A 26,263-nucleotide genomic window follows, 5' to 3' on the forward strand; every position below is an offset into this window, starting at 1 on the left:
TGACACCGCGTCCCCCGTCCCTCGCTGTTCCCTCCGGTGGTGCCCGCCCGGCCCGCGGGCAGCCGTCAGGCCCGGCAGCCGTGCCGTAATCGTGATGTCGATGGTCGGAAGTCGTACCGGTCCGGTCACCTGACGTACACGCGATGTCGCCGCTCATGGAAAGATGACCGCAGCACGTCGGTGGACGGCATCGCGGACAACGAGACGGACGGGACGGGGTCACGGGTGAGCGACAACCAGAACCTGCTCGCGGAGCAGCGGCGGGCCCTGATCCTCGACGAGGTGCGGCGGCGCGGCGGTGTCCGGGTCAACGAGCTGACGCGGCGGCTGAACGTCTCCGACATGACGGTGCGGCGCGATCTCGACGCGCTGGCCCGGCAGGGTGTCGTGGAGAAGGTGCACGGCGGCGCGGTGCCGGTCGTCGAGGCCAGCAGCCACGAGCCGGGCTTCGAGGCGAAGTCGGCGCTTGAGCTGGGCGCGAAGGAGGCCATCGCGCGGGCGGCGGCGACCCTGGTCACGCCCGGCAGCGCCATCGCGCTGGCGGGCGGCACGACCACCTTCGCGCTGGCCCACCATCTGCTGGATGTGCCGGATCTGACCGTGGTCACCAACTCGGTGCGGGTCGCGGACGTCTTCCAGTCGGGGCAGCGGCGGACCGGCGCCCACAGCGGCGAGGCGAGCGCGACCGTGGTGATCACCGGTGGTGTGCGCACCCCGTCGGAGACGCTGGTCGGCCCTGTCGCGGACCGGGCGATCCAGTCCCTCCACTTCGACCTGCTCTTCCTCGGCGTGCACGGCATCTCCGTGGAGGCGGGCCTGTCGACGCCGAACCTCGCGGAGGCCGAGACCAACCGGCAGTTCGTACGGTCCGCCCGCCGCGTCGTGGTGATCGCCGACCACACCAAGTGGGGCACGGTGGGCCTGAGTTCCTTCGCCTCGCTGGAGGACGTGGACACTCTCGTGACAGACGCGGGCATTCCCGAGGTGCTGCGCGCGGAGATCGCCGAGCACCTGTCGGAGCTGATGGTCGCCGAGGAGCCGGAGGGCTCGACGGGCGCGGCCGACAACTGAAGGCCCGGCTAAGGGTGTTCAGGGCTTCGGCTCAGTTCGTAGAGGGCTTCGGCTCAGGCCGTCCAGGTCCTCGGCTCAGTCCGTCCAGCGGCTCAGCGGTATTCGGCGAAGCGTGCGCGCACGGCGAGGAGCACCAGCACACCGGCCGCGCCGAGCGCGCCCGCCGGGATCTGGGGCCAGCCCGCCAGATCGTCGTGGGCGGCCCTCGCGTGCGTGTCGAAGTCGTCGAGCTGACGGCCCGCGAGGGCGTCCAGGGTGGTGGCGAAGTCCCAGAAGTCGAAGGCCACGTCACCGCGTCCGACATTGGTCAGGACAACCGCGGCCTCGTCCGTCCTGCCCCGCGACTTCAGTGACCGCAGCCGCTTGTCGTCGGCGAGGAAGTGGCCGTAGCGGGTGAGAACGTCCTCGTACGCGGCGCGTTCGGCCGCGGTGGCGTATCCGTCGGGGCTGAGCAGTGCGTCGAGTCGCTTGACCAGACCGTCGAACTGCCGCTGGTCGGCGACCCCGTAGGCGGCGTCGTGGACGAACCAGCGGCTCTCGCTCGCGGCGGCCTGCGCGGCGGTGGCGCGGGCCTCGGCCAGCCGGGACCAGGGGCGCAGCCCTTCGCGGCCGGCCGCGGTCACGGCGTCGGCGGACGAGGTGAGGGCGAGAGTGCCCACGAGGGTGACGAGCAGCGCGGCGACGGTGGCCGCGACCAGCGCCGGGCTGAACAACCGCCGGTAGTCGGTGGCCAGTTCCCACTGCCACCACAGGAGGAAGCCGAGCATCAGCAGGCCGACGGCACCGATGACCAGGGCCCAGCGCAGCGCGGCCGAGTGGGCCGCGGACTCCAACTGCGCCGCCTTCGCCTCGTACCCGGCGGACAGCTCCGTGGCCTCGGGCAGGAGCTGGTCGTGCATGATCTGCCCGGCCTGGACGTTCATCGCCACGGCGCGCGGCGGCGGTTGGCCCGCGGTGCGGTCGGGCTGCTGCTCGTCCACGTAGGCGGCCCGGCCGCTGAGGTCGTCGTAACGGCCGAGCCCGTCGAGCAGGTCCCGCACCCGGACGCTCTGCGAGCGGTCGGCGGCGAGCTGCCGCAGCAGGTCGCTGATCTCGGCGCGCCGCTGCTGCGCGGTGATCAGCGCGATGAGCTGGTTGCCGACCTCGACCTGTGCGTCGGTGGCGGATCTGCCCGGTGCGAGGGTGTCGGCCCGCTGGGCGTCCAGGTCGGCCAGGGCGAAGCGCAACTGACCCGCCACGGCGGCCCGTTGGGTCACCGCGTCCCGCAGGCCCGCGGTGTCGGACCGTACGCCGATCGCCCCGGCGACCGCGACGGCGCACAGCGCGGCCAGCAGCGCCAGCGCCGTCACGGCCCTGGTACCGAGCCGCCGCGGCCCGGCCTTCCCCCGTCGAAGGCCGCGCCGCGGCGCGCGTATCGTCTCCGGTTGCCTGACCGTTACGGCCACCACCGCCGACGGGTCGCCCGCCGGGGGCCGCGTCACCTGAGACGTCGTCATGCGGCGACGCTAGGCGCGTCCCGCGAAACCCCGGTGGCCCCGGAGCGACCGCCCGGTGTCCGGCCCGTAACAGAACTGCCGCGAAAGGTACGTGCGACCGCGAACCGGCCGCGGGCGCCCAGGAGTTCAGCGCGGCCCGCGCGCCGTGGTCTTCCCCGTCCTCCCCGGAGCACGGCCGCCGCCGCTCCCCTCCCCGTCACCCTCGGTCGGGGATTCCGGCTGCCACAGCGGGTGTTCCTCCTTGATCCACCAGCGCGGTACGTAGCCGGTGCGCAGGCCGCGCCGCGCCTCGGGGTCCTTGCTGGCGAACCACACGTGTCCGGTGATCCCGGCGGCCAGCAGGAGCGCCAGCCAGTCGTGCACGAAGGTGGCGCCGGTGCGGTAGAGCAGCGGGGACATCCGGGGGAACCACATGATCAGCCCGCTGCCGATCATCACCAGCACCGCGCCGACGCTGAAGGCGGCGAAGAGCTTCTGGCCCGCGTTGAACTTGCCCGCCAGGCTCGGCTCGCGCCTGCGGGTGCGCAGCGCGGCGCGCAGCCAGCGCCAGTCGTGCGGGAAGAACCGGCCGAGCCCGCTCGCGTCCCGGCGGAAGGCGCGCGAGGCCAGTCCCAGGATCACCGGTACCGGGAGCAGGATGCCGGACCACTCGTGAACGGTGACGACCAGCCGTCTGCGGCCGACGATCTCCGACAGCGGCGGGAAGTACAGACAGGCGGCGGTGAACACGCACACGCCCATCAGCCAGGCCAGTGAGCGGTGCACCCAGGTCTCGGCGCGGGTGAAGCGGCGCAGCCCGGTGACGGCCCGTGCCTCACGTAGTGGGGTCATCATGGCGGCCGTTCGACGTGCCGACCCATCCGTCCACGTCATAGCCGTAGTGCTCCCAGTAGCCGGGTTGGACGTCCTTGGTGACCGTGATTCCGGACAGCCACTTGGCGGACTTGTAGAAGTACATGGGCGCGGCGTAGAGCCGTACGGGTCCGCCGTGCGCGTCGGTGACGGGCTTGTCGTTCATGGTGAGCGCCACCAGCATGTCGGGCCGCCTGGCCTGCTCCATGGTGAGGCTCTCGGTGTAGACGCCGTCGAAGCAGCTGAAGCGGATCGCCCCGCCCTTGGCCTGGACGCCCGCCGCGTCGAGCAGGGTGGACAGCCGCACCCCGGAGAAGGCGGTGCTCGGCACCCGCCAGCCGGTGACGCACTGCACGTCGTGCACCATCCGCACCTGCGGCAGCGCCCGCAGATCGGCGAGGCGGTACGAGGCGGGCTTGTCGACGAGGCCGCCGACGGTCAGCCGGTAGTCGTTCTCGCCCCGGTGCGGGATGGAGTTGGACACCGAGTAGAAGCGGAAACCGCCGCCGCCGGGCAGCAGTCCGGTCACCCCGGTGGGGTCCTTGGCGCTGACCGACGCCAGGATCGTGTCGAGTTTGCCCTGGACGGCGCTGCCCACGCCGACGCCGACGGCGCCGAGTCCCAGCATGCCGAGGATGACTCGGCGACCCACGGGGGTGCCGCGCCCTTCCGATTCCGCGCCTTCCGGGGAGTCCTGGGCGTCCTGCGAGTCCGGGGTGTCCCGCGGTTGGGGGGTGTCCGGCGTTCTGGGGGTGTCCGGCGATTGCGGGGTGTGCGGGACTGCCGACGGCGGAAGCGGTTCCGGTGACCTCACCGGGTGGGACGTGCTGTCTTCCATTCCTCGATTCGAGCACGCCGGAGGCCCGCTGGCCAGGGTCGGCGGGCCTCCGTCAGAGTTTCGTCACATCCGGGTCCGTTTATCCGCGTCCGCTGTGCGTTCCGCGAGGTCGCGGCGGGTGCGGGTGCGGGGACCGGCACCCGGCTGTGCCACCATGCCGGTCATGGGTGACAAGGATCAGTCGGGCATCGCGCACTACGAGCGGCCGGAAGGGCTGCCGCCGGTCAACGGGTACAGCCACGCGGTGGCGTTCACCGGGCGCATGGTCGCGGTGTCGGGTCAGGTGCCGCTCGACGCGGACGGCACGCTGGTCGGCGGGGACGACGCCGAGGCCCAGATCCGGCAGGTGTTCGTCAATCTCGTGGCGGCGCTGGCCGCCGCGGGCGCGACGCCGGACCGGATCGTGAAGCTCACCGTCTTCCTCACCGATCTCGCCGACCTCGCCGCCTTCCGGCGGGTGCGGGACGAATTCCTGGCCCCGCAGAGGCTCCCCGCGTGTTCCCTGGTACGGGTCGCCGGGCTGGTCAACCCCGCGTTCCGGGTGGAGATCGACGCGCTGGCGGCGATCTGATCAGGCGCTGGGCCCGGCGCCGGACCGCGCGCCGACCTCGTATCTGACGTGGCGTCAATCCGGCCGACTGCCGTCCGCCAGAAAGGCGTCGATCGCCGCCGCGTACGGCGCGATGTCCAGGCCCTGCGCCGCGAGCCAGGCGTCGGAGTAGTACTTGTCGAGGTAGCGGTCGCCCGGATCGCAGATCAGGGTGACGACGCTGCCGGTGCGACCCTCCGCGACCATCTCGGCGATGATCTTGAAGGCGCTCCACAGCCCGGTCCCGGTGGAACCGCCCGCCTTGCGGCCGATGGCCGTGTCGAGGGCGCGTACGGCCGCGACCGAGGCGGCGTCCGGGACCTTCATCATGCGGTCGATCGCGCCGGGCACGAAGCTCGGCTCCATGCGCGGCCGCCCGATCCCCTCGATCCGTGAACCCCGCTCGCAGGAAACGGACTTGTCACCGGTCAGCCAGCCGTCGAAGAAGCAGGAGTTCTCCGGGTCGGCGACGCAGATCCGCGTGTCGTGCTGCATGTAGTGCACATAGCGGGCGATGGTCGCCGAGGTGCCGCCGGTCCCCGCGGTGGCGACGATCCAGGCCGGGTCCGGGTACCGCTCACGGCGGAGCTGCTGGAACATCGACTCGGCGATGTTGTTGTTGCCGCGCCAGTCGGTGGCGCGCTCGGCGTACGTGAACTGGTCCATGTAGTGCCCGCCGGTCTCGGCCGCGAGCCGCGCGGAGACCTCGTAGACCGTGCGCGGGTCGTCCACGAGATGACACCGGCCGCCGTGGAATTCGATCAGCCGCTGCTTCTCGTGCGCGGTGGTGCGCGGGAGGACCGCGACGAAGGGCACGCCGATGAGACCCGCGAAATAGGCCTCGGACACGGCGGTTGAGCCGCTGGACGCCTCGATGACCGGCTTGCCGGGGCGGATCCAGCCGTTGCACAGCCCGTAGAGGAAGAGCGAGCGGGCGAGGCGGTGCTTGAGCGAGCCGGTCGGGTGGGTGGACTCGTCCTTGAGGTAGAGGTCGATGCCCCACGACTCGGGCAGCGGGAAGCGCAGCAGGTGGGTGTCGGCGGACCGGTTGGCGTCGGCCTGGACCTTGCGGACGGCTTCCTTCAGCCAGGCGCGGTAGCCGGTGTCGGTGCGGTCGACGTCCACCGTGCCGGTACGGCCGCCCGCCCGGTCACCCGCCCCGGCCGCTCCGGTCGCCCCCGCCGCTCCGGCCCCCTCGGCGGTTCTTCCCGCGCCGCTCGCCCCGTCCGATCGCTCGCCGGTCTCGTCCGAATCGTTCGCGTCCATGCCGTGGATCATAAGCGTCTAAACCACCGGAAAGCGGTCCAGTACTGGCCCGTCGGCCTTTGCGCAGGCGGGCGACGGTCCCGGAAGTTGCGGATTCGGCCACCTGGGGAGACTCTGAAATCGCATCACGGAGTGCTGTAGCAGTCACTCTACGCATTTTCGCTCAGGTGTTCCCATCGGAGCGGCGTACGTCCCGGACCCGCCCCGCGGTGTTCCGGCCCCCGCCGCGGAGGGAGTCGCAGCCGTGATCATGCAAGCCGACCAAACCGACAGAGAGTGTGCGCTCGAACTCGACGCGCATCCGTACCGGATCCAGCAGATCCGGCGCATCGTGTCCGCCCAGCTTCGCTACTGGCGCCTCGACCCGCTGATCGACGCGGCGTCGCTAGGCATCAGCGAACTGCTCGCGAACGTCCACCGCCACGCCAAGCCCGACAAGCACTGCTCGGTGCGTCTGTCGCACGCGTCCGACCGCCTCACGGTGGCCGTCACCGACAACGACCCGAGGCTGCCGAAGCTGGCACCGGCCGCCGCGGAGCCGCTGGCGACCGCCGGCCGCGGGCTGGCCATGGTGGAGGCGGTGAGCGACAGCTGGGGCACCGATCTGCTGCCCGAGGACGGCGGCAAGGTCGTGTGGTTCGTGCTCCGCACACCGATGCCGCGGCCGTCGCTGGTCCCGCTGCGTGCCGCTGTGGCCTTCGAGCCCCCGCGTGAGCGCATCGCCGCCGTCGCCGCCAGTATCGCCGTACCGGTCGCCTGACCGACCCGGTGCGCAGGCCGCCCGTCACGGCGATCCCGTACGGTGCCTGCGCGGCGATCCGCGAGGCCACGGAACCGGCCGTCGTATCCCCCCGTGCGGATACGACGGCCGGTCCGTCTGTGCGCGCGCTCCTCCGCAGTGCCCCGCTGTCGTGTCCCGCTGTCGTGCCGGGCCGCCGTGTCCCGCTGGCTCACTCGGTGGTGACGGCCCGTAGGACGTCCAGCCGGGCCGCCCGTCGCGCGGGCCGCTGGGCAGCGCGCTCACGCCGTACCGCCCTTGCCCTCGCGCAGGTCACGGCCGAAGCGCTCGTCCAGGACCGACAGTCGGCGCCAGTACTCGTCCTCGTCGATCTCGCCCGCGGCGAAGCGGCGGCCGAGCAGGGTGACCGGCGAGTTCTCCGCGGCCTCGCTGACCGCCTCCGACCGCCAGGGCGCCGCCCGCCGGGGGCCGCCGCGCCCGCGTCCGCGCCAGACGGTGCGGCGCAGCACGGTGATCACGGTGACGACCACGGCCGCCCAGATCAGGGGCAGGAACAGGATCCACGGGCCGGGCCCGCCGTCATGCCAAGCCAGGGTGTTCATCGCTCGTCAACTCCTCGGTGGATGCCGTGTCGGGAGGCTTCTTCCGACACCACAGAGCCTCGTCCTCCACGGGCCGCCCGTCGTCGTACGGCCAGCGGCACCCGCGCTACCACCCGCGGAGTACGCGGCGGCCCCGGCACTGCTCCCGGCGCTGCTCCCGGCGGCGCGGGCACCGGCGCCGGCGGTCGAGGGCGGGTGCTGTCGTACCCCTGCCCTAGGGTCGGGGACATGTGGCGCTGCACGGGACTGGGCTGGGGTCAGGGCGGTCCCGAGTGGACGTGGTGGCATCCGGTGCACCGCGGCCGGTCGAGCCCGCTGCGGCTCGGTGAACCGCTGTCCCTGGCCGTCGGCGCGGACGCGGTACGCACCTGCGCGGGGGTGTGGCGCGGTAGCAGGTACGTGACGTGTCCTTACGGCGCGCGGCTGCCTCCCGACGTACGGCGCGACCAGTGCGAGCGGTGCGCGGCGCTGGACCGTTCGTATTCGGTGGCGGCCGACACCAAGGCGGACGATCCGCGGCCGTACGCCGTCTATCTGGCCTGGTTCGGCCCCGGACTGCTCAAGGTGGGCATCACGGCGGCCGAACGCGGCGCGGCCAGGCTGCGGGAGCAGGCCGCCGTCTGCTTCACCTTCCTCGGCGAGGGGCCCCTGATGACGGCCCGCCGTACCGAGGCGATCCTGGGCGCGGCCCTCGGCGTCCCCGACCGCGTCTCCGCTCCGGCCAAGCGCGCCGCCCGCCACGCGCTGCCCGACGCGGAGGCCCGCGCGGCCGAACTGCGCGGCCTGCACGCCTCGGTGGCCGGCCTGCTGCCCGACACCTTGCGGGCTCGGCCCTGCGAAGTCGTCGACCACGTCGTCCTGTTCGGCCTCTCCCCCGGTCAACTCCCGCCTCCGGCCGCCCGCATCACCGCGCTGCCGCCGGGCAGCACGGTGACCGGGACGGTCAGGGCGGCGGCCGGTTACGACGTCTACGTGCGGGTCTCGGAGCCGGAGGGGGCGGAAGGCCCGGGCCGCCTTCTGCTGCTTGACACCCGGCTCGCCCAGGGCTGGCCCCTGCTGCGCGCGCCGCACGGCGCGCCAACGGACGTCCCGACGGCCGTGACCGCGCCGGCCAAGCAAGCCCCCGCCGCTCTTCTGAGGGCTCGCCGCTGCGCGGCCCGTCTTGCCCGCCCACCCGCCCACCCGTGCGGGTGTTTTGTCGTCTGCGGGTGCCGCCTGTGCCTGGTCGGTGCCGGTCCGGGGCACCTCCTCGAAATCCGTATCACCTGGCCTTCGCGCATCCGGTACCCGGCCGTCAACGTATTTCTGCGGGGGCACCCCGCCCCGTCCCCTCCTCGCCCGTCGGCGTCCGACGGTCCGGTGGGGGTTGCCGGGGAGGGGGGTGGGTGGGGGCTCGGCCCCTGCGCCCCCCGACCCGCCCGCGTAGGCGGGAGGGGGATGGATGGGCTCGGGCACGTCGGCGTCCGACGGTCCGCTGTGGCTGAGGAAAGTCCCAAAGACCGGCGACGGCGCCCGGCCGTTCCTCCACCGTGGGATCGACGGAGAGCGCCCCCTCAGGGCGGAAGACACCCGGGGCACCCTCACAATCTTGGACACCCACCCCGGCCCCCCACGGACAGGCGGACGCCAACGACCTCACCCCCACCCACCACCTCCGCCCCACCACAGCGGACCGTCGGACGCCGACGTACCCGAGCCCACCCACCCCCTTTCGCCCACCCCGCCGGGAGGTCGGGGAGCGTAGGGGCCGAGCTCCCACCCACCCCCCTCCGCCACCCCCACCGGACAGGCGGACGCCGACGTACCGGAAGGGGACGGGCCGGGGTGCCCCCGCAGGGGGACGAACAGACAGGGGCTGGACGTCATCGAAGTGCGGACACGTTCGTCCCCCGAGGAGGTGCCCCGGACCGGCACCGACCCAGGCACAAGCGGCACCCGCAGACGAAAAAGCACCCGCAGGGGCGGGCGGGCGGGAAAGACAAGGCACACAGCGGCGACCCGCCAAACGAACGGGCACCCCTCACCCGCCCAGCAGCGCCAGCGGATCATCCAGCACCGGCTGCCACGCCAACTCCGCCGCCCCGACAAGGCTGTTGTGGTCCAGAGCGCAAGCGAGCAGCGGCACACTACCGCTGCGCCCCCAAAGGCTGTGATCGGCGACAACAGCCCGCAAACGCTCCGGATCAGCGTCCAGCAGATACCGGTGCAGGCCGCCGAGAAGGATGCGATCGGGGTTGAGGACATTGACGAGTCCGGCCAGACCGCGCCCGAGGCGGTCGATGAGGGTGTGCGCGGCGTCGCGGACGGAAGGGTCGGACGGGTCGTCGTACTCCCTGCGGAGCAGGTCGATGGACTGCTGGAGCAGCGAGCCCTCGGGCCCGGGCGCGCGACCGGCCGCTTCGAGGAAGGCCAGCGGGTCGGCCTCGACGTCGAGACAGCCGCGGCTGCCGCAGTGGCAGGGGCGTCCGTCGGGCAGCACGGTGAGGTGGCCGACCTCCAGGGCGAGCCCTGAACTGCCGGTGTGCAGACGGCCGTCGAGGACCAGGGCGCCACCGACCCCGCGGTGTCCGGAGGCGACGACGAGCAGGTGCTGGGCGTCGCGTCCCGCGCCGTGCCGGTGTTCGGCGAGCGCGGCGACGTTGACGTCGTTGCCGATGAAGGAGGGGACGGGGTCGCCGTCGGGTCCCGTGATGCCGACGCGGGCGATCTGGCTCGCGAACACCTGCCGTACGGGGGCGCCCGCGGGCCACGCGAGGTGCAGCGGGTTGAGTGCGGTGCCCTCGGGCTCCGCGACGGCGGACGGTACGGCGAGGCCCGCGCCGACGCAGACCCGGCCCGACGCGCTCAGCAGCTCCGCTCCGGCCTCCACGACCGCGGCGAGCACATGCGCGGGGTCGGCGTGCACGGTCATGGAGCCGGGCGCGGTGGCGACGATCTCGCCGCCGAGTCCGACCAGCGCGGCCCGGAATCCGTCGGCGTGCACCTGGGCGGCGAGCGCGACCGGTCCGCCGGGGGCCACGTCGAGCCGGTGCGAGGGACGGCCCTGCGCGCCGGAGGGGCCGGTGGGCCGGGTGTCGACCCGGATCAGTCCCAGTGCCTCCAGCTCCGCGGCCACCGCCCCGGCGGTGGCGCGGGTCACTCCGAGCTCCGCGGTGAGCAGGGCGCGGGTCGCCGCGCGGCCGGTGTGCACGAGGGAGAGTGCCGGGCCGAGCGCGCCCCGACCCCTCTCAAGCCTTGTCCGAATCTGTGTCACCCCTCTATTCTGACTTTGTGCCGACGCTAAACAAAATAGGGACGGCCCTCGGCCGATCCCACCACACTCCCCCACCCTCTCCTGCCCTACGCCGCCTGCGCGTCGCCCTGACCGTCTTCTTCGCCGTCGACGGCTTCCTCTTCGCCGGGTGGGTCGTCCGCATTCCCGCGATCAAGGCCCAGACCGGCGCGACCGCCGGTCAGTTGGGCCTCGCGCTGCTCGGTGTCTCCGTCGGCGCCATCGCCACGATGGTGCTCACCGGACGGCTCTGCCGCCGCTTCGGCAGCCGCCGGGTGACGGTGCTGACCGGCATCCTCCTCTCCCTGAGCATCGCCCTGCCCCCGAGGACGCACTCGGCACTCGCCCTCGGCCTCGTCCTTCTGCTGTTCGGGGTGGCCTACGGCGGCATGAACGTGGCGATCAACAGCGTCGCCGTCGACCTGGTCGCGGCCATGCGCCGCCCGGTCATGTCCAGCTTCCACGCGGCGTACAGCATGGGCGGGCTGCTCGGCGCGGGGCTCGGCGGCCTGCTGGCACCGCACCTGTCGGCCGCCACGCACCTGCTGCTGCTCACCCCGATCGGCCTGCTGACGGTCTTCCTCGCCGGACGCGTCCTGCTGGCGCACCCGCTGCGGCAGCCGTCGGCGGTCGCGGCACGCCAGACGGCCGGACCCGTACAGGCCCGTACGGAACCGCCGCTCGCGGACGGCCCGGCCCGTACCACCGCGGCACCTGCCGACGCGGTCACCGCGACGGCGACGGACCCGGTGCACGCGCCCGTCGCGAAGACCGCGCCCGGCAGGCCCGCAAGGACGGGGCTGATCGTCCTCCTCTTCGGGCTGATCGCGGCGTGTTCCGCGTACGGCGAGGGCGCGCTCGCCGAGTGGGGGCCGCTGCACATCGAGCAGGATCTGCACGGGGGGTCGAGCATCGCGGCGGCCGGTTACGCGGCGGTCGCGGGCGCGATGATGCTCGGCCGCCTTTCCGGTACCGCGCTGATCGAACGCCTCGGACAGACACGGGCGTTGGTGCTGGGCGGCCTCACCGCCTCCGCGGGGATGCTGATCGGCGCGCTGGCACCGTCCACCCCGGTCGTGGTGGCCGGTTTCGCCGTCACCGGGCTCGGCCTGGCCAACCTCTTCCCCACCGCCATGGCCAGGGCGGGCGAACTGACCGGCCCCGGCGGCGTCGCGGCGGCCTCCACCCTCGGCTACGGCGGCATGCTGCTCGGCCCGCCCTCGATCGGTTTCCTCACCGACGCCGTCGGCCTGCCCACCGCGCTGACCACCGTCTCCGCCCTGGCCGCGGTCGCGGCGGCCATCGCCTACGGCGTACGGAACAGCGCCGCGCGCGCCGAGAAGTGACCGACGGAACAGGCGCTCACCGCCACGTATCACGGCATGCTGGTCCCCGGCCGCGAGATCCACTGCCGGAAGCGTAGGGCCCGGAGACCGGGCGGGGCGAAGGCGTCGGAGCCTCACGGGCCGGAACCGTACGGGTTCGGAACCGCAAGGAGGAGCGATGCGCATACCGTCCTGGCTGACCACCGCCACCGGCCCGCTGCACCGGGAACGGATCTCCCGCGGCTATCTGTACGTCGTCGGCGCCGCGCTGGCGCTGATGCTGCTGGACACGGCGGCCTTCTCGCACCGCAACGCCTCGCTCACCGCCGTCCTGCTGGTGCTGCTGACCCTGCCGTGGACGCCGCTGATCTGGGCGCTCTTCGCCGCGGTCGGCGGCATGGACACCCGTGGCACCGCCTTCGGCTGGTCCGGCTGGACGCTGACCGTCGTGGCCGCGCTGGTCTCCGCGGCGCTCAACGCCGTACTGCTCGGCTTCGCGGCCCGGTACGCCCGCCGCCGCGCCGACACCAGGGGCGAGCGCTCCGCCGACGGCTCGACGGCCGCGGAGACGGGCGCCCGGCCCACCCGCTGAGCGGGCCGCCGGCCCCGTTTACTCCCTCGCCCGCACGGTGACCGTCCTGCGAGAATCCGCGCATGGAGAGCGATCAGCGGACGGGGAAGCGGACGGGGAGCATGGAGACAGCCGAGTTCATCGACACGCTGCGCGACGAGGGCACGCTGCTCGCCGACGCGGCGGGCGGCGCCGGTCTCGACGCGCCCGTGCCGCCGTGTCCCGGCTGGCGGGTGCGCGACCTGCTGGCGCACACCGGCGCGGTGCACCGCTGGGCCACCGGGTACGTCGCCGAAGGCCGCATGGAGCGCGAGCCGTTGGACCCGGCGGTGCCCGACGACCCGGAGCTGGTGGACTGGTACCGGGGTACGCATCGGCGGCTCACGGAAGCGCTGGTCGCCGCCCCGGCCGATCTGACGTGCTGGTTCTTCCTGGCGGCGCCCTCGCCGCTGGCCTTCTGGGCGCGGCGCCAGGCCCATGAGACGACGATCCACCGGATCGACGCGGAGGCGGCGCTCGGCCGCGACCCGTCCCCGGTGGCCACCGGCTTCGCGGCGGACGGCGTGGACGAACTGTTGACCGGCTTCCAGGCCAGGCGGCGGGCCAGGCTCCGCACCGACCGGCCGCGCACGCTGCGGGTCCGGGCGACCGATGTGCCGGGCGGCGCCCGCGAGTGGCTGCTGCGGCTCTCGTCCGAGGCCCCGACCGCGGAGCGCGACGCGCCCGGTGAGGCGGACTGCACCGTCACCGGCTCGGCGGCCGACCTCTATCTGGCGCTGTGGAACCGCGGGCCGTACGAGCGGCTGTCGGCGGTGACGGGTGACGACGCGCTGGTGGAGCTGTGGCGTCGGACAGCGAAGATCACCTGACGAACGGACCGGGGCCCGCGGATTGACGAACGGGGTCAGCTCTGGACGAGCATCCGTTCCAGCACGGCGCGGTGGCAGGGGCGGGCCTGTTCGTAACGGGCGCGGCCGGTCTCGGTGAGGCCGACGCGTACGCCCCGGCGGTCCTCACTACAGATGCCGCGGTCGACGAGACCGTCCTTCTCCAGCCGGGCGACGAGCCGGGACAGCGCGCTCTGGCTGAGGTGGACGCGGTCGGCCAGCTCCTGGACGCGGAAGGTGCAGCCGCCGTCCTGGGGGTCGCCGGAGGCGAGCAGGTCCAGCACCTCGAAGTCGCTGGCGCCGAGCCCGTACTGGTGCAGCGCACGGTCGAGTTCACATGCCGTGCGCGCGTGAACGGCAAGGATCTGCCGCCACTCGTCCACGAGCGCCCGCTCACCCTTGTCGCCGGTCATGTCTGCACGGTAGCAGAAAGCGAACCCTTCATGCACGGACATTAAATGCGCTTGCATTGAATGCGTGCGCATGTAAGTCTCGCCTCCATGACCTCTCCGTCTCCTACCGTCCCCCGCACCGAGGAGCGATGGAGTGCCCTGCAGTGGGGCACGCTCCTGGTGCTCTGCGCGGCGCTCTTCCTCGACGCACTCGATGTGTCGATGGTCGGCGTGGCGCTGCCTTCGATCGCCCACGACCTCGACCTCTCCACGTCCTCGCTCCAGTGGGTCGTCAGCGGTTACATCCTCGGCTACGGCGGCCTGCTGCTGCTCGGCGGCCGCGCGGCCGACCTGCTCGGCAGGCGCCGCGTCTTTCTCATCGCGCTCGGCGTCTTCGCCGTCGCCTCACTGCTCGGCGGCCTGGTCGACTCGGGTGAACTGCTGATCGCGACCCGCTTCATCAAGGGCCTCAGCGCCGCGTTCACCGCGCCCGCCGGACTGTCGATCATCACCACGACCTTCGCCGAGGGCCCGGTCCGCAACCGCGCCCTCACCATTTACTCGAGCTGCGGCGCCACCGGCTTCTCCATGGGCCTGGTGCTCTCCGGCTTCCTCACCGAGGCGGGCTGGCGCTGGACGATGCTGCTGCCCGCGCCGGTCGCGCTGATCGCCCTCGCCGCCGGTCTGAAGCTCATCCCGAAGAGCCCGCGCGAGAGCGGCAAGGGCCGCGGATACGACCTGCCGGGCGCCGTCACCGGCACGGCCTCGATGCTGTTGCTGGTGTTCACCGTGGTCTCGGCGTCCGAGGCGGGCTGGGCCTCGGCCCGCACGCTGGTCTCCTTCGCCGCCGTCGCCGTCCTGCTCGCGTCCTTCGTCGCCATCGAACACCGCTCCTCGTCCCCGCTGATCCGGCTCGGCGTCCTGCGCTCGTCCAGCCAGATCAGGGCCAACCTCGGCGGCGCCACCTTCTTCGGCTCGTACGTCGCCTTCCAGTTCCTCGTCACGCAGTACATGCAGAACGTGCTGGGCTGGAGCGCCCTGCACACCGCGCTCGCCTTCCTGCCCGCGGGCTCACTGGTGGCCGTCCTGTCCACCCGGATGGGCCCGATCGTGGACCGGTTCGGCACGCCACGGGTGATCGCCGTCGGCTTCACCTCGCTGGTCATCGGCTACATCCTCTTCCTCCGGATCAATCTGGACCCGAACTACGCGGCGGCCATCCTGCCGTCGATGCTGCTGCTCGGCGCCGCCTTCGCGCTGGCCTTCCCCTCCCTCAACATCCAGGCCACCAACGGCGTCAAGGACCATGAGCAGGGCATGGTCTCCGGGCTGCTCAACACCTCCTTTCAGGTCGGCGGCGCCATCTTCCTGGCCGTGGTCACCGCGGTGGTCACCGCAGCCGGCGGCGATCACCCGGCGAACAAGCAGGCCATTCTCGACAGTTACCGGCCCGGCCTGTGGGTCGTCACCGGCATCGGTCTGGTGGGCCTGCTGCTGACCCTGTCCGGGCTGTTCACCCGCAGGAAGGCGTCCTACGGCATCCTGGTCGCGTCCTCGGCCGACTTCGAGAACGGGGGCGCGGGACGGTCCGGCGCCGCCGGTTCCGCGGCTGCCACGGGGTCTGTCGGTTCCGCGGGCTCCGCCGAGGCGGCCGACGAATCGGAACAGGTCGCCGTGCGCGACTGATCACCCGGTCGGCCGGCCGCTCGGCCGACTGTGCGATTCCCATCCCGCGTCCCTTCCGGCGTCCTCCGACTCCCTTGGTGATCCGGGCACTTGACGACCGGCCCCGCGCGAAAAGGCATCGCGCGGGGCCGGTCGTGCCATGGCAGACTTGGCCGCATCGCGATTGCGACGGGAGGGGCGGGGGATGCGCGGAAGCCGTACGCAAGCGGAACGCGACGCCATCACAGTCGAAATGGTCTTCGCCATGGTGTCGGGCGCCGTGCTGGCGGCGGTCGGATTTCTGGCGGTGGTGAGCCCGGTCATGGCGGACGAGGCCCACGGCACGGCCCGCGAAGGGTGGTTCACCGCCGCGGTGATCGTCGCCGCGGCCGCCTTCTGCGGGCGCGTCGCCCTGACGCTCCGCCGCTTCGAGCAGCGGGGGCACGCGCTGCACGAGCGGATTCCGTTACCCGGGGCACCGGTCGGCGCGGACGCGGGCGCCGAGAGGGGCGCGGGCGCCGAGTCGGGCGCCGGAACCGGTCCTGATACGGGGGCGCAGTGGGGTACGGCGGCGGGCCGTTCGCCTTCGGGCGGTGGGTCGGTGACGTCGGGTCAGCCCAGCCAGCCGGGCCGGACGAGCCCGGACTCGTAGGCCATCACGACCAGTTGGGCCCGGTCGCGCGCCCCGAGTTTCACCATCGCGCGGCTTACGTGCGTCTTGGCGGTGAGCGGGCTCACGACGAGGCGGCGTGCGATCTCGTCGTTGGACAGCCCGATGCCGACCAGCGCCATCACTTCCCTTTCCCGCTCGGTGAGTTGGTCCAGGCCGACCGCCTGCGCGGGCTCCTTGGAACGAGCGGCGAATTCGGCGATCAGCCGTCGGGTCACACCGGGCGACAGCAGCGCGTCGCCCTCCACCACCGCCCTTACCGCGCGCAGCAGTTCCTCCGGCTCGGTGTCCTTCACCAGGAAGCCGGAGGCTCCGGCGCGGATCGCCTCGAAGACGTATTCGTCGAGTTCGAAGGTGGTGAGGATGACCACCTTGACCTCGGACAACGCCGGGTCGTCGGTGATCCGGCGGGTGGCGGCGAGACCGTCCGTCAGCGGCATGCGGATGTCCATCAGCACGGCGTCGGGGGTCATGTCGCGGACCAGCCGCAGCGCCTCCTCGCCGTCGGCCGCCTCCCCCACCACCTCGATGTCGCTCTGCGCGTCCAGCAGCGCGCGGAATCCGGCGCGTACCAGCACCTGGTCGTCGGCCAGCAGCACGCGGATCACGAACGCTCCTCGGTGGCCTCGGCGGCCTTGGTGAACTCGGTCGCCTCAGCGGCTCCGTCGGCGGGGGTGGGCCGGTCGGCGCGGTGGTCCCCCTCTAGCGGCTCGGCCGTGCCCGATCGTACGGCGCGTGGCGCCGGCGGGGCGGCCGGTGGGATCGGGCCCTCGGGGCGGTCGGCCGGGGCGGAGGGTCCGGGCGTCGGGCCGATTGGGGCCTCGGTGCCGCCGGCCGGTACGCCCGGCGCGACGATCGGCAGCAGCGCGCGGATCCGGAAGCCGCCGTCGGGGCGCGGGCCCGCCTCCAGCGTGCCGCCCAGCGCGACGCTCCGCTCGCGCATGCCGACCAGGCCGTTGCCCCCGCCGCTCTCGCCGCCCGCGACGGCGGGTCCGTCGTCGTCGACCGTCACTTCCACGCTGCCGGACCGGTAGCCGAGGCGGATACGGGCGGCGCGGGAGCCGGAGTGCCGCACGATGTTCGTCAGCGCCTCCTGCACGATACGGAAGGCGGCGAGGTCGACGCCGGGCGGCAGCGGGGCCGGTGCGCCGTCGACGGTGACCTCGGCCTTCAGGCCCGCGGAGCCCGCCTGTTCGACCAGTTCGGGGAGCCGGTCGAGGCCCGGTGCGGGCGAGCGCGGTGCCTCGCCGGGGGCGCGGAGCGTACTGAGCACCTGCCGTACCTCGCCCAGCGCTTCCTTGCTGGCGGCCTTGATGGTGACCAGCGCCGTCCGCGCCTGCTCCGGCCGCTCGTCCATCAACGCGAGGGCCACGCCCGCCTGCACATTGATCACCGAGATGCTGTGCGCGAGCACGTCGTGCAGTTCGCGGGCGATCCGCATGCGCTCCTCGTCGGCCCTGCGGTGCTCGGCCTCGGCCCGCTCACGGCGGTCCCTGGCGATCTGCTCGCGCCGTACCCGGTACAGCTCGGCGGCGGCCAGCACCGCGAGCAGCCAGGCACCGGCCGCGGAGGTCGCCGCCCAGGACGCGCGGCCGTCGCCGGAGGGCGGCAGGTAGCGGTAGAGCCACTGGCCGATCAGCGTGTGTCCGGCGAGGAACACCAGGGCGATGGCCGGCACGGCCCTTCTGTGGCCCGCGGCGACGGCGCTGAAGAAGGCGACGACGAGGCTGGCGAAGACCGGGCCGTAGGGATAGCCGAGCGTGATGTAGAGCAGCGTCGCGCCGCAGGTCGCGGCGGCCACGACGACCGGCGCGCGGCGGCGGAGGAGCAGGAGTGCCGGGCCCGCGAGCAGCAGCAGGTAGCCGAGCCAGTCCAGGCCGACCCGGCCGGTCTGGTGGCCCGATGCCACGCGGGTGCCGACGACCTGGACGAAGGCCAGCGCGAGTGCGGGGATCCAGACGGGCCGCGCGAACGGAATTCCGTGGCGCGGCGGCCCTGTCGGCTCCTCGTGGCTCATGCGTTCCACGCTAGACCGCGGTCCGGGAGGCGGCGTCCGCTGTACGGGGGCACCGCGACTACTTCGCGGGGAGTACGCCGTCCGTCGCCGACGCGTCCGCGGGTATGTCGTCAGGGGTGTCCGCCGAGGCGCTCGCGGGGGCGCCGAGGCCGACTTGGCGAGCCAGTCCCGCGGCTGCCAGTTCGAGGAATTCGCGGCGGGCCTCGACCACCCGGTTGAACTGGCCGAAGACCTCGAAGCTGATCAGCCCGAAGAGCTGCGCCCAGGCGGCGACGAGCGCGGCGACCGTCCGCACCGGCAGATCGGGGGCCAGTTCCGCGGCGAGCCGGGCGGCGTCGGCGCGGACGGGGGCGGCGAGCGGATTGCCGGGCGGCTGCGTGAGCAGGCCGTCGCGGTGGGCGTCGCGGACGACGGAGAACAGGGCCAGGGCGGCGCGGGAGGCGGGGCCGATGGTGTCGAGCGGCGCGGTGTAGCCGGGTACGGGTGAGCCGTAGATCAGCGCGTACTCGTGCGGATGGGCGACGGCCCACTCGCCGGCGGCGCGGCAGATCGCGACCCATCGGTCGGCCGGTGCCGCGCCCTGCTCCACCGCGCTCGCCAGGGCGTCCTCCGCCGCCGCGCCGATCGCGTCGTAGGCGTCGATGATGAGAGCGGTGAGCAGATCGTCCCTGCTCGGGAAGTAGCGGTAGAGGGCGGATGAGACCATGCCCAGTTCGCGTGCGACCGCGCGCAGCGAGAGCCGCGCCGCTCCTTCGGCGGCGAGCTGGCGTCTGGCCTCTTCCTTGATGGCCGCGGTGACTTCGATCCTCGCCCGTTCCCTGGCTCCTCTGATCACGCTCATGGCAGCCAGTGTGCCATCTTCAAGAGCATCAGCCAAGAAAGAGAGCAGTGCTCTTGCTTTTTCTCACGAGGCGCTGGCACACTGTTCTCAAGTGAGAGCACCGCTCACAACAGCGGTCACGACAGCAGTCGAGAAATCGGAGAGATCGCCATGTCTGAGCAGGTCGCACACGTCAAGAAGCCCGGCTGGTTCACCGTCAACGTCCTCAATCGCACGGTCGGCTGGCTGACCCGGCGCGGCTTGAGCGTCTGGGGTTCGCGGGTGCTGGCCGTCCGGGGCCGCAAGAGCGGTGAGTGGCGGCAGACCCCGGTGAATCTGCTGACCTTCGAGGACCGGCGGTATCTGGTGGCCCCGCGCGGCCACGTCCAGTGGACTTACAACATGCGGGTGGCCGGCGGCGGCGAACTGCACCTCGGCAAGACGGTCGAGGAGTTCACCGCCACCGAGGTGGCCGACGACGACAAGCCCGCCATCCTGCGCGCCTACCTCAAGCGCTGGAAGGCCGAGGTCGGAGCCTTCTTCGATGGCGTGGGCCCGGATTCGACCGACGAGGAGCTGCGCGCGATAGCGCCCAACCACCCGATCTTCCAGGTCCACGCCACCGACGGGAAGTGAGGCGCGGGAGTACGGCGCAGGGCCCGGAGCCGGGCCGGGGCCGACGTCAGGCCCGGTCGACGGCCTCCAGCGCCTTGCGGGCGAGCGGGTGGGTGCGGACGAGTTCGGCGAGCGAGCTCTTTCCGCGGGTGATGCCCGCGAAGGCGCGCCAGGCGGGCGGGAATGTGGTGAGCACGGCGTGCAGCATTCCGGGGCGCCGTTCGAAGAGAGTCAGCATGCGGCGGCCGACCCCCATCTCGACGCCGAGCCCGGCCTTTACCGCGAAGGTGTAGTTGAGGGCCTGACGCCTGGCGTCCACCGCGTCGTGGGACTCGGCGATGCGCACGGCCCACTCCCCCGCCAGACGCCCGGAGCGCAGCGCGTAGGAGATGCCCTCGCGCGTCCAGGGTTCGAGCAGGCCCGCGGCGTCGCCGCAGACCAGGACCCGGCCCCGGGAGAGCGGGGAGTCGTCGGCGCGGCAGCGGGTGAGGTGGCCGGAGGAGACGCTGGGTTCGAACCCGGCCAGGCCGAGGCGGGCGATGAAGTCGTCCAGGTAGCGCTTGGTGGCGCTGCCGTCGCCGCGGGCGGAGATCACGCCCACGGTGAGCGAGTCGCCCTTGGGGAAGACCCAGCCGTAACTGCCGGGCAGCGGGCCCCAGTCGATCAGCACCCGTCCCGCCCAGTCCTCCGCGACGGACGTGGGGACCGGGATCTCCGCCTCCAGGCCGAGGTCGACCTGGTCGAGCTTGACGCCGACATGAGCGCCTATCCGGCTCGCACTGCCGTCGGCGCCGACGACGGCGCGGGCGTAGACGGTCTCCTCGACGCCCTTGCCCGCCGGACCGCCGCTGCCGTTGAGCACGACGGCGACGGTGCGACGGTCGGGGACACCGGGACCGTGCTGCTCCACGCGGGAGACGGTCACTCCGGTGCGCAGCTCGGCGCCCGCCTCGCAGGCGGCCTCCACGAGGGCGTTGTCGAATTCGGGCCGGTTGATCAGCCCGAAGAGCATCTGCCGGGAGCGCTTGGTGCGCGTCAGCTTGCCGTTGAGGCTGAAGGTGACCGCGTGCACCCGGTCGCGCAGGGGCAGTTCGAATCCCGGCGGCAGGGCGTCCCGTGAGGACCCGATGATGCCGCCGCCGCAGGTCTTGTACCTCGGCAGTTCGGACTTCTCCAAGAGGAGGACCCGACGGCCCGTCACGGCCGCGGCGTGGGCCGCGGTGGCCCCCGCGGGGCCCGCGCCGATCACCACGACGTCCCAGACCGCGAGCGCCTCGCCGTCGTTCGCGCCGCTGTCCTGCGCCGCCTGCTCACCGCTCACGTCTGTTTCGCTCCCGCTCGGCCTGTCCGGCTGTGTTGCCCCTGTTCAGCCGCATCCTATTGCGCCCGTCCGGAACATCTCGCTGTGGCACCATCGGCAGCGACCCCGTTGTGTGCACCAACGACCGATGTTGCCACCTGATTCCTGCTAGGAGCACCTATGTCCAGCACCCCGCTCGCCGATACTGTCGCCGCCCTGCTTCCCCGTGCCCGGACGGAGCTGGCCGAGCTGGTGTCGTACGCGTCGGTGGCCGATGAACGACAGTTCCCGAAGAGCGAGTGCGAGAAGGCGGCCGTCTGGGTGGCCGACGCGCTGCGGGCGGAGGGCTTCCAGGAGGTGGCCCTGCTGGACACCCCCGACGGCACGCAGTCGGTGTACGGCTGGCTGCCTGGGCCCGAGGGCGCGCCGACGGTGCTGCTGTACGCGCACTACGACGTGCAGCCGCCGCTGGACGAATCAGCGTGGCTGTCCCCGCCCTTCGAGCTGACCGAGCGGGACGGCCGCTGGTACGGGCGTGGCGCGGCCGACTGCAAGGGCGGCGTGCTGATGCACCTCACCGCGCTGCGGGCGCTGCGCGAACACGGCGGCGCTCCGGTGAACGTCAAGGTGATCGTGGAGGGTTCCGAGGAGCAGGGCACCGGCGGTCTTGAGCGCTACGCCGAGGAGCACCCGGAGCTGCTGGCCGCCGACGCGATCGTGATCGGCGACGCGGGCAACTTCCGGGTGGGGCTGCCCACGGTGACCTCGACGCTGCGCGGCATGGTGCTGGCGGAGGTGCGGGTCTCGACGCTCGAAGGCAACCTGCACTCGGGGCAGTTCGGCGGGGCGGCGCCGGACGCGCTGGGGGCGCTGATCCAGATCCTGGCGTCGCTGCGGGACGCGGACGGTTCGACCACGATCGACGGTCTCGACGCCTCGGGCGAGTGGCCGGGGCTGCGCTACCCGGAGGAGGACTTCCGGCGCGACGCCAAGGTGCTGGACGGTGTGGAACTGGTCGGCAAGGGCAGTGTCGCGGACCGGATCTGGGCGCGTCCCTCGGTGACGGTGCTGGGCATCGACGCGCCGCCGGTCGTCGGCGCGACCCCGTCCGTACAGGCCACCGCGGGCGCGCTGGTGAGCGTCCGGGTCCCGCCGGGCACCGCGGCCGAGCAGGCGGCCGAGGCGCTGACCGCGCATCTGCGGGCGGCGGCTCCGTGGGGCGCGAAGGTGGAGGTGACGCAGCGCGGCAGCGGTCAGCCGTTCCGCGCGGACACCGGGAGCCCGGCGTACACGGCGATGGCGGACGCGATGCGGGAGGCGTACGGGGAGGAGTTGGCGGTGGCCGGGCAGGGCGGTTCGATCCCGCTGTGCAACACCCTGGCGACCCTGTATCCGCGAGCCGAGATCCTGCTGATCGGCCTCAGCGAGCCGGAGGCGCAGATCCACGCGGTCAACGAGAGCGTGTCGCCGCGGGAGCTGGAGCGGCTGTCGCTGGCGGAGGCGCTGTTCCTGGGCCACTACGCGGCCTCCAAGTCCGCGGGCGGCGCGGCCTGACCGACCCGCGGGACCCGGCCGCCGTCACCGCCGTCCACGCCGGGTGGGCGGCGGCGGGGGCAGCGGCGGCCGGGCGGGGCGGGGTCATTCGGCCGGGTGACCGGCCTCCAGGTTGAGCGGGCGGCCCTGTTCGCGGGCGCGCAGCGCCCAGCGCAGCCGGTCGAGGCGGGCCGGTGGGAGCAGTCCCGCGGCCTCGTCCTCGGTGACGAAGCGCCAGCCGCGCAGTTCGGCGCCGGGCAGCAGCAGGCGGCCGATGTCCGCTTCCGCGACCCGGCCGCCGTCGAAGATCAGGCGGAGCCCGCCGTAGCCGGGCGGGCGTGGCGGTTCCCAGTCGACCACGAGGAGTTCGAGGCCGCGGGCGAGTTCGAGCCCCAGTTCCTCGGCGACCTCGCGGTGTCCGGCGCGCGCGGGCGACTCGCCGCGTTCGACGACGCCACCGGGGAACTCCCAGCCGGGTTTGTAGGTCGGGTCGACCAGCAGGACGCGGTCCGCGTCGTCGAAGAGCAGGACGCCGGACGCCACGGTCTCCGCGGTCGGTTCGGGGGTCTGGACGATCCCGCAGGCCCCGGCGCCGCGCCCGACGGCCTCGGTGACCCGCAGCGCGGTCTGACGGGGGGTCAGGCCTGCGGTGGACAGGATGTGCGCGTCCAGGGCGAGCCACGGCAGGGCGTTCTCGTAGTCGGCGATGCGGTCCAGCGCCCAGCGGCGGGCCCGGTCGTTCGTTCCGGTGCGGTCGGGGTGGTCGTCCCTGGTGGCGATGCGTTCACGCAGGATCGTTTCTCCTGGTTCCAGCAGTACGTGCCGGACCTCGATGCCACGGGACGCGAGGCCACCGAAGATCTCGTCGCGGTAGTCCTGCCGCAGCAGGGTCATCGGGGCCACCAGAACGCCGCCCACCTCATTGAGGAGAGCGGCGGCGGTCTCGACCACCAATCGCCGCCATATGGCCAGGTCCTGATAGTCGGTCACTTCTTGGAGCCGTTTTTCCGGCAGCAGTTGGCGCAGACAGCCGCCGAGTACCTCGGGGTCGTACAGGGTGCTTTCCGGTATCAGCTCCAGCATCTCCAGTGCGGCGCTGGTCTTCCCCGCGCCGAACGCCCCGTTCACCCAGATGATCACGGTGCCCCCTTTTCCGTAGACCCCTACGAATTGCCCGGATCATCGTGGGCGGCAAACGCGCCGTGGCCCGCGGCGGCGCGTACCGGCCGCAACGGTCGGCGCGGGGAGGCCAGCGTGACGGACACCGGACCGTCGCGGTGCGGGCCGTCGGAGCGCGGCCCGAGCCGCGCCTCCGCCTCCGCGGGCGCCACCCTGTGCTCACCGCGGACCGGGCAGCGCCCGCCGCGTCGAGCCGGGCGCCGCACGCGATGCGGTGGAGGGTGCGGGTCGCTCCCGCCTCCCGGTCCACGGAAACGCCCCGCCCCTCAACGGGACTCCGCCACGGCGGCGGCACGGGCGGGCCTCGGCGCGGCGCCCATGTCCCGCTTCCGGACGCTGTTCTGGGCGATCGTCGTGGGCATCCGCGTCAGCAAGCCGAGCCCCGCACCGGCCACCACCATGGAGCAATGCGTCGCCGTGCGGGAGGTGTGCACGTCCATGGTGGCAAGGACCAGCATGCCCGCCGTCATCAGCGCGGCGCCCACGATCGGGAAGACCTTGTAACGGCCGGTCTTCGACATGGCCTTGCCCGCGACCTGCGAAAGAACCACGACCGGGATCATCATCGGCAGCAGCAACAGGCCGGAGCTGGTGGCCGACGCGCCCTGGACGCTCTGCCGTTACAGCGGCGGATCGAGCGTGGCACCGAACATCGCGGCGCCCACCGCGAAGATCATCATCGACGGGAGCCGGACGTTCCGGGTGTCGAACACCCGCAACGGCAGGACGGGTTCGGCCGCGCGGCGCTGCGAGGCGACAAAGGCGGCTAGGCCGAGCGCGGCGGCGACGGCCAGCGCGCCGATCCGCCAGGAGGCCCCGGCGTAACGGTTGCCCGCCCAGGTCCCGGCGAGCACGACCGAGGAGAGGGCGAAGGTCATGAGGACGATGCCGGGCCAGTCGGTCCTGGCCTTGCCGCGGGAGGCGGGCAGCCGCAGCATCACCTGGCACCACACCAGCGCGAGTAGGCCGAGCGGCAGATTGACGCAGAAGGCCCAGCGTCAGCCGAGGTGGCCGGTGACGAAACCGCCGAGAAGCGGGCCGCCGATGGTGCCGAGCGCCATGACCGTGGCGGTCATGCCCTGGTAGCGGCCCCGCTCGCCGCGGCGGCACCGGCGCGCCGATCAGCCAGAAGGCGCCCACGGCGAGACCGCCCGCGCCGAGCCCCTCAAAGGCCCTGAAGGCGATCAGCGCCGTCATCGGCTGCGCGGCACCGGAGTGCGCGCCCCCTGACGAGACACGGCACGCGGTGGCGTCCACGACGCGAAGCACACCGCGCGGAGGCCAAGGTCTCGGGGCCCGCCCCCAGACGCCCTCACCCCTCGGAAGAGAGCACACCGAGATCTCGGCGCGCACGGTGCGCCGCCCTCACCAATCGCCAGAGGGCACGCCAGGTCTTTTGAGGGGCGCGGGGAACTGCGCGCCCAGCCAGCGCGCAGCCGCGGACCGCAGCCGGCCCCCGCGAGGCGGTCACCTCTTCGGATTGTCGGGCCACCGGCCCGACAAAGGCCGAGCACGCCGCGGGCCCCCGCCCCCACAGGAACCGTCCTCGCGGACGCGAACCCGGCGGCGAGCCGCCCCGTCAGATCGTCGTCGTAAAAGCGTCCAACCGCAGCGCCTGCGCCGCAGCCGCCGCCGCCCCGACCAACCCGGCATCCGTCCCGAGCTTGGCGGGCACGACATCGACCCCGGCCGCGAAGGAGAGCGTGGCGTACCGCGCGAGGTGCTCCCGGAGAGGATCGAAGAGAATCGGCCCGGCCCCCGCGACACCCCCGCCGATGACGGCGACATGGATCTCGACGAGCGTCGCGGTGGCCGCGATCCCGGCCGCGAGCGCCTGCGCGGCCCGGTCGAAGGAGGCCAGCGCCACGGCGTCCCCGCCGCGCGCGGCCTCGGCGACGGCCGCCGCCGTGGGCGCGGCACCGGCGGGCGGCACCCAGCCCCCGTCCAGCGCGCGGCGCGCGATGTTCGGTCCGCTGGCGATCCGCTCGACGCAGCCGCGCGACCCGCACGGGCAGAGATCACCGTCGAGGTCGACGCTGATGTGACCGATGTGCCCGGCATTGCCGGTGGGCCCGGGAAGGAGGGCGCCGCCGAGGACCAGACCGCCGCCGACCCCGGTGGAGACGACCATGCACAGCGCGTTGTCGTAACCGCGGGCGGCTCCCTGCCAGTGCTCGGCCGCGGTCATGGCGACCCCGTCGCCGGTGAGGACGACGGGCAGGCCGCCGACCGCGTCGGACACCCGCGCGACGAGCGGGAATTCGCGCCAGCCGGGCACGTTGACCGGGCTGACGGTGCCGTGCGCGGCGTCGACGGGACCCGCGCTGCCGATGCCGACGGCGACGACGCGGGGCCACACGGCGGTGGCCCGCAGCTCGGCGATCACGTTGGTGACCGCCCGCACCACCGTCTCGCCGTCCTCCCCCGCGGGCGTCGCCCGCAGCGCCCGCGCCAGCAGTCGCCCCTCCGCGTCGATGAGCGCCCCGGCGATCTTCGTACCGCCGATGTCGATTGCGGCCACGAGTGGACCGGTAGCGCCTTGGGGGTGCATCGCTCGGGGATCTC

General features: G+C 73.0%; 25 protein-coding genes and 1 pseudogene. 11 read left to right on the top strand and 15 right to left on the bottom strand.

All coding sequences use genetic code 11. The features are described from left to right. The first annotated feature begins 225 nt into the window (after nucleotides 1–225). On the top strand, nucleotides 226–1,071 hold the full coding sequence (locus tag ACFZAM_RS27785; protein WP_188286022.1) for a DeoR/GlpR family DNA-binding transcription regulator: 846 nt from the start codon (nucleotides 226–228) through the stop codon (nucleotides 1,069–1,071). Between the two features lie 92 nt (nucleotides 1,072–1,163). Here ACFZAM_RS27785 and ACFZAM_RS27790 read toward each other — a convergent pair whose 3' ends face one another. From ACFZAM_RS27790 to ACFZAM_RS27800, 3 genes are all read right to left on the bottom strand, one after another. After that, nucleotides 1,164–2,567: a hypothetical protein gene (locus ACFZAM_RS27790; RefSeq protein WP_391050174.1), complete on the bottom strand. Its 1,404-nt coding sequence runs from the start codon at nucleotides 2,565–2,567 to the stop codon at nucleotides 1,164–1,166. Between the two features lie 126 nt (nucleotides 2,568–2,693). After that, the gene (locus tag ACFZAM_RS27795; RefSeq protein ID WP_391050175.1) at nucleotides 2,694–3,398 is read right to left on the bottom strand and encodes a cytochrome b/b6 domain-containing protein; all 705 of its coding nucleotides are present in this window, start codon (nucleotides 3,396–3,398) and stop codon (nucleotides 2,694–2,696) included. Next, a complete protein-coding gene (locus tag ACFZAM_RS27800; RefSeq protein ID WP_391050177.1) occupies nucleotides 3,382–4,071 on the bottom strand; it encodes a molybdopterin-dependent oxidoreductase in 690 nt (229 codons plus the stop codon). Before ACFZAM_RS27800 ends, ACFZAM_RS27795 begins: the two co-directional genes overlap by 17 nt. 349 nt (nucleotides 4,072–4,420) lie before the next feature. Between ACFZAM_RS27800 and ACFZAM_RS27805 the strand changes: the two genes are divergently transcribed. Continuing rightward, nucleotides 4,421–4,828, top strand: coding sequence for a Rid family hydrolase (locus ACFZAM_RS27805; RefSeq protein WP_391050179.1), 408 nt, complete (start codon nucleotides 4,421–4,423; stop codon nucleotides 4,826–4,828). A 54-nt stretch (nucleotides 4,829–4,882) separates the two neighbouring features. Here ACFZAM_RS27805 and ACFZAM_RS27810 read toward each other — a convergent pair whose 3' ends face one another. Continuing rightward, nucleotides 4,883–6,112, bottom strand: a complete 1,230-nt coding sequence (locus ACFZAM_RS27810) for a pyridoxal-phosphate dependent enzyme (protein WP_391050181.1) — start codon at nucleotides 6,110–6,112, stop codon at nucleotides 4,883–4,885. Nucleotides 6,113–6,362: 250 nt separating this feature from the next. Here ACFZAM_RS27810 and ACFZAM_RS27815 point away from each other — a divergent pair, with 250 nt between their 5' ends. Then, nucleotides 6,363–6,872, top strand: coding sequence for an ATP-binding protein (locus ACFZAM_RS27815; RefSeq protein ID WP_391050183.1), 510 nt, complete (start codon nucleotides 6,363–6,365; stop codon nucleotides 6,870–6,872). 260 nt (nucleotides 6,873–7,132) lie between these two features. Here ACFZAM_RS27815 and ACFZAM_RS27820 read toward each other — a convergent pair whose 3' ends face one another. Further along, the gene (locus ACFZAM_RS27820; RefSeq protein WP_391050185.1) at nucleotides 7,133–7,453 is read right to left on the bottom strand and encodes an SHOCT domain-containing protein; all 321 of its coding nucleotides are present in this window, start codon (nucleotides 7,451–7,453) and stop codon (nucleotides 7,133–7,135) included. Between the two features lie 228 nt (nucleotides 7,454–7,681). Here ACFZAM_RS27820 and ACFZAM_RS27825 point away from each other — a divergent pair. Further along, a pseudogene (locus tag ACFZAM_RS27825) lies at nucleotides 7,682–8,407 on the top strand (DUF2797 domain-containing protein); the annotation flags it as partial. A 1,066-nt stretch (nucleotides 8,408–9,473) separates the two neighbouring features. Here ACFZAM_RS27825 and ACFZAM_RS27830 read toward each other — a convergent pair. Next, nucleotides 9,474–10,706, bottom strand: a complete 1,233-nt coding sequence (locus ACFZAM_RS27830) for an ROK family protein (protein ID WP_355343876.1) — start codon at nucleotides 10,704–10,706, stop codon at nucleotides 9,474–9,476. Nucleotides 10,707–10,723: 17 nt separating this feature from the next. On the opposite strand from ACFZAM_RS27830, the gene ACFZAM_RS27835 reads away from it, so the two are divergent. From ACFZAM_RS27835 to ACFZAM_RS27845, 3 genes are all read left to right on the top strand, one after another. Beyond that, nucleotides 10,724–12,070 (top strand): MFS transporter, encoded by a 1,347-nt coding sequence (locus ACFZAM_RS27835; protein WP_391050187.1) that lies wholly within the window; start codon nucleotides 10,724–10,726, stop codon nucleotides 12,068–12,070. A 157-nt stretch (nucleotides 12,071–12,227) separates the two neighbouring features. Further along, the gene (locus tag ACFZAM_RS27840) at nucleotides 12,228–12,641 is read left to right on the top strand and encodes an SCO4225 family membrane protein (protein WP_391050189.1); all 414 of its coding nucleotides are present in this window, start codon (nucleotides 12,228–12,230) and stop codon (nucleotides 12,639–12,641) included. Between the two features lie 62 nt (nucleotides 12,642–12,703). Further along, on the top strand, nucleotides 12,704–13,489 hold the full coding sequence (locus ACFZAM_RS27845; RefSeq protein ID WP_391050191.1) for a maleylpyruvate isomerase family mycothiol-dependent enzyme: 786 nt from the start codon (nucleotides 12,704–12,706) through the stop codon (nucleotides 13,487–13,489). Between the two features lie 35 nt (nucleotides 13,490–13,524). Here ACFZAM_RS27845 and ACFZAM_RS27850 read toward each other — a convergent pair whose 3' ends face one another. Further along, a complete protein-coding gene (locus ACFZAM_RS27850) occupies nucleotides 13,525–13,920 on the bottom strand; it encodes a MarR family transcriptional regulator (protein ID WP_355343865.1) in 396 nt (131 codons plus the stop codon). Nucleotides 13,921–14,007: 87 nt separating this feature from the next. Between ACFZAM_RS27850 and ACFZAM_RS27855 the strand changes: the two genes are divergently transcribed. Beyond that, nucleotides 14,008–15,585: an MFS transporter gene (locus tag ACFZAM_RS27855; RefSeq protein ID WP_391050193.1), complete on the top strand. Its 1,578-nt coding sequence runs from the start codon at nucleotides 14,008–14,010 to the stop codon at nucleotides 15,583–15,585. A 184-nt stretch (nucleotides 15,586–15,769) separates the two neighbouring features. Further along, on the top strand, nucleotides 15,770–16,216 hold the full coding sequence (locus tag ACFZAM_RS27860; RefSeq protein ID WP_391050195.1) for a DUF6332 family protein: 447 nt from the start codon (nucleotides 15,770–15,772) through the stop codon (nucleotides 16,214–16,216). On the opposite strand, the gene ACFZAM_RS27865 is transcribed toward ACFZAM_RS27860, so the two are convergent. The 3 genes from ACFZAM_RS27865 to ACFZAM_RS27875 are packed head-to-tail and all read right to left on the bottom strand — an operon-like array spanning nucleotide 16,177 to nucleotide 19,092. Further along, nucleotides 16,177–16,842, bottom strand: a complete 666-nt coding sequence (locus ACFZAM_RS27865) for a response regulator (RefSeq protein ID WP_391050197.1) — start codon at nucleotides 16,840–16,842, stop codon at nucleotides 16,177–16,179. The genes ACFZAM_RS27860 and ACFZAM_RS27865 overlap by 40 nt on opposite strands. Beyond that, nucleotides 16,839–18,251, bottom strand: a complete 1,413-nt coding sequence (locus ACFZAM_RS27870; protein WP_391050199.1) for a histidine kinase — start codon at nucleotides 18,249–18,251, stop codon at nucleotides 16,839–16,841. The genes ACFZAM_RS27865 and ACFZAM_RS27870 overlap by 4 nt, the downstream gene beginning before the upstream one ends. A gap of 58 nt (nucleotides 18,252–18,309) precedes the next feature. After that, nucleotides 18,310–19,092 carry a WHG domain-containing protein gene (locus ACFZAM_RS27875; RefSeq protein WP_391050200.1) on the bottom strand — a complete coding sequence of 261 codons (783 nt, stop codon included), beginning with the start codon at nucleotides 19,090–19,092 and terminating at the stop codon, nucleotides 18,310–18,312. A gap of 150 nt (nucleotides 19,093–19,242) precedes the next feature. Between ACFZAM_RS27875 and ACFZAM_RS27880 the strand changes: the two genes are divergently transcribed. After that, nucleotides 19,243–19,707 (top strand): nitroreductase family deazaflavin-dependent oxidoreductase, encoded by a 465-nt coding sequence (locus ACFZAM_RS27880; RefSeq protein WP_391050202.1) that lies wholly within the window; start codon nucleotides 19,243–19,245, stop codon nucleotides 19,705–19,707. 46 nt (nucleotides 19,708–19,753) lie between these two features. On the opposite strand, the gene ACFZAM_RS27885 is transcribed toward ACFZAM_RS27880, so the two are convergent. After that, nucleotides 19,754–21,007 (bottom strand): geranylgeranyl reductase family protein, encoded by a 1,254-nt coding sequence (locus tag ACFZAM_RS27885; RefSeq protein ID WP_355343843.1) that lies wholly within the window; start codon nucleotides 21,005–21,007, stop codon nucleotides 19,754–19,756. A 159-nt stretch (nucleotides 21,008–21,166) separates the two neighbouring features. On the opposite strand from ACFZAM_RS27885, the gene ACFZAM_RS27890 reads away from it, so the two are divergent. Continuing rightward, nucleotides 21,167–22,540, top strand: a complete 1,374-nt coding sequence (locus ACFZAM_RS27890; protein WP_391050204.1) for a M20/M25/M40 family metallo-hydrolase — start codon at nucleotides 21,167–21,169, stop codon at nucleotides 22,538–22,540. An 84-nt stretch (nucleotides 22,541–22,624) separates the two neighbouring features. Here ACFZAM_RS27890 and ACFZAM_RS27895 read toward each other — a convergent pair whose 3' ends face one another. The 4 genes from ACFZAM_RS27895 to ACFZAM_RS27910 form a co-directional block, all read right to left on the bottom strand. Then, nucleotides 22,625–23,659 (bottom strand): NUDIX domain-containing protein, encoded by a 1,035-nt coding sequence (locus ACFZAM_RS27895; protein WP_355343837.1) that lies wholly within the window; start codon nucleotides 23,657–23,659, stop codon nucleotides 22,625–22,627. Nucleotides 23,660–23,964: 305 nt separating this feature from the next. After that, entirely contained in the window at nucleotides 23,965–24,249 is a 285-nt protein-coding gene (locus tag ACFZAM_RS27900; RefSeq protein WP_391050205.1) for a hypothetical protein, read from the bottom strand. A gap of 69 nt (nucleotides 24,250–24,318) precedes the next feature. After that, nucleotides 24,319–24,636 (bottom strand): hypothetical protein, encoded by a 318-nt coding sequence (locus tag ACFZAM_RS27905; RefSeq protein ID WP_391050207.1) that lies wholly within the window; start codon nucleotides 24,634–24,636, stop codon nucleotides 24,319–24,321. A gap of 641 nt (nucleotides 24,637–25,277) precedes the next feature. Continuing rightward, a complete protein-coding gene (locus ACFZAM_RS27910) occupies nucleotides 25,278–26,249 on the bottom strand; it encodes an ROK family protein (protein ID WP_391050209.1) in 972 nt (323 codons plus the stop codon). Nucleotides 26,250–26,263 lie beyond the last annotated feature (14 nt).

The sequence above is a fragment of the Streptomyces sp. NPDC008079 genome, from assembly GCF_042957385.1.
Classification (GTDB): Bacteria; Actinomycetota; Actinomycetes; order Streptomycetales; family Streptomycetaceae; genus Actinacidiphila.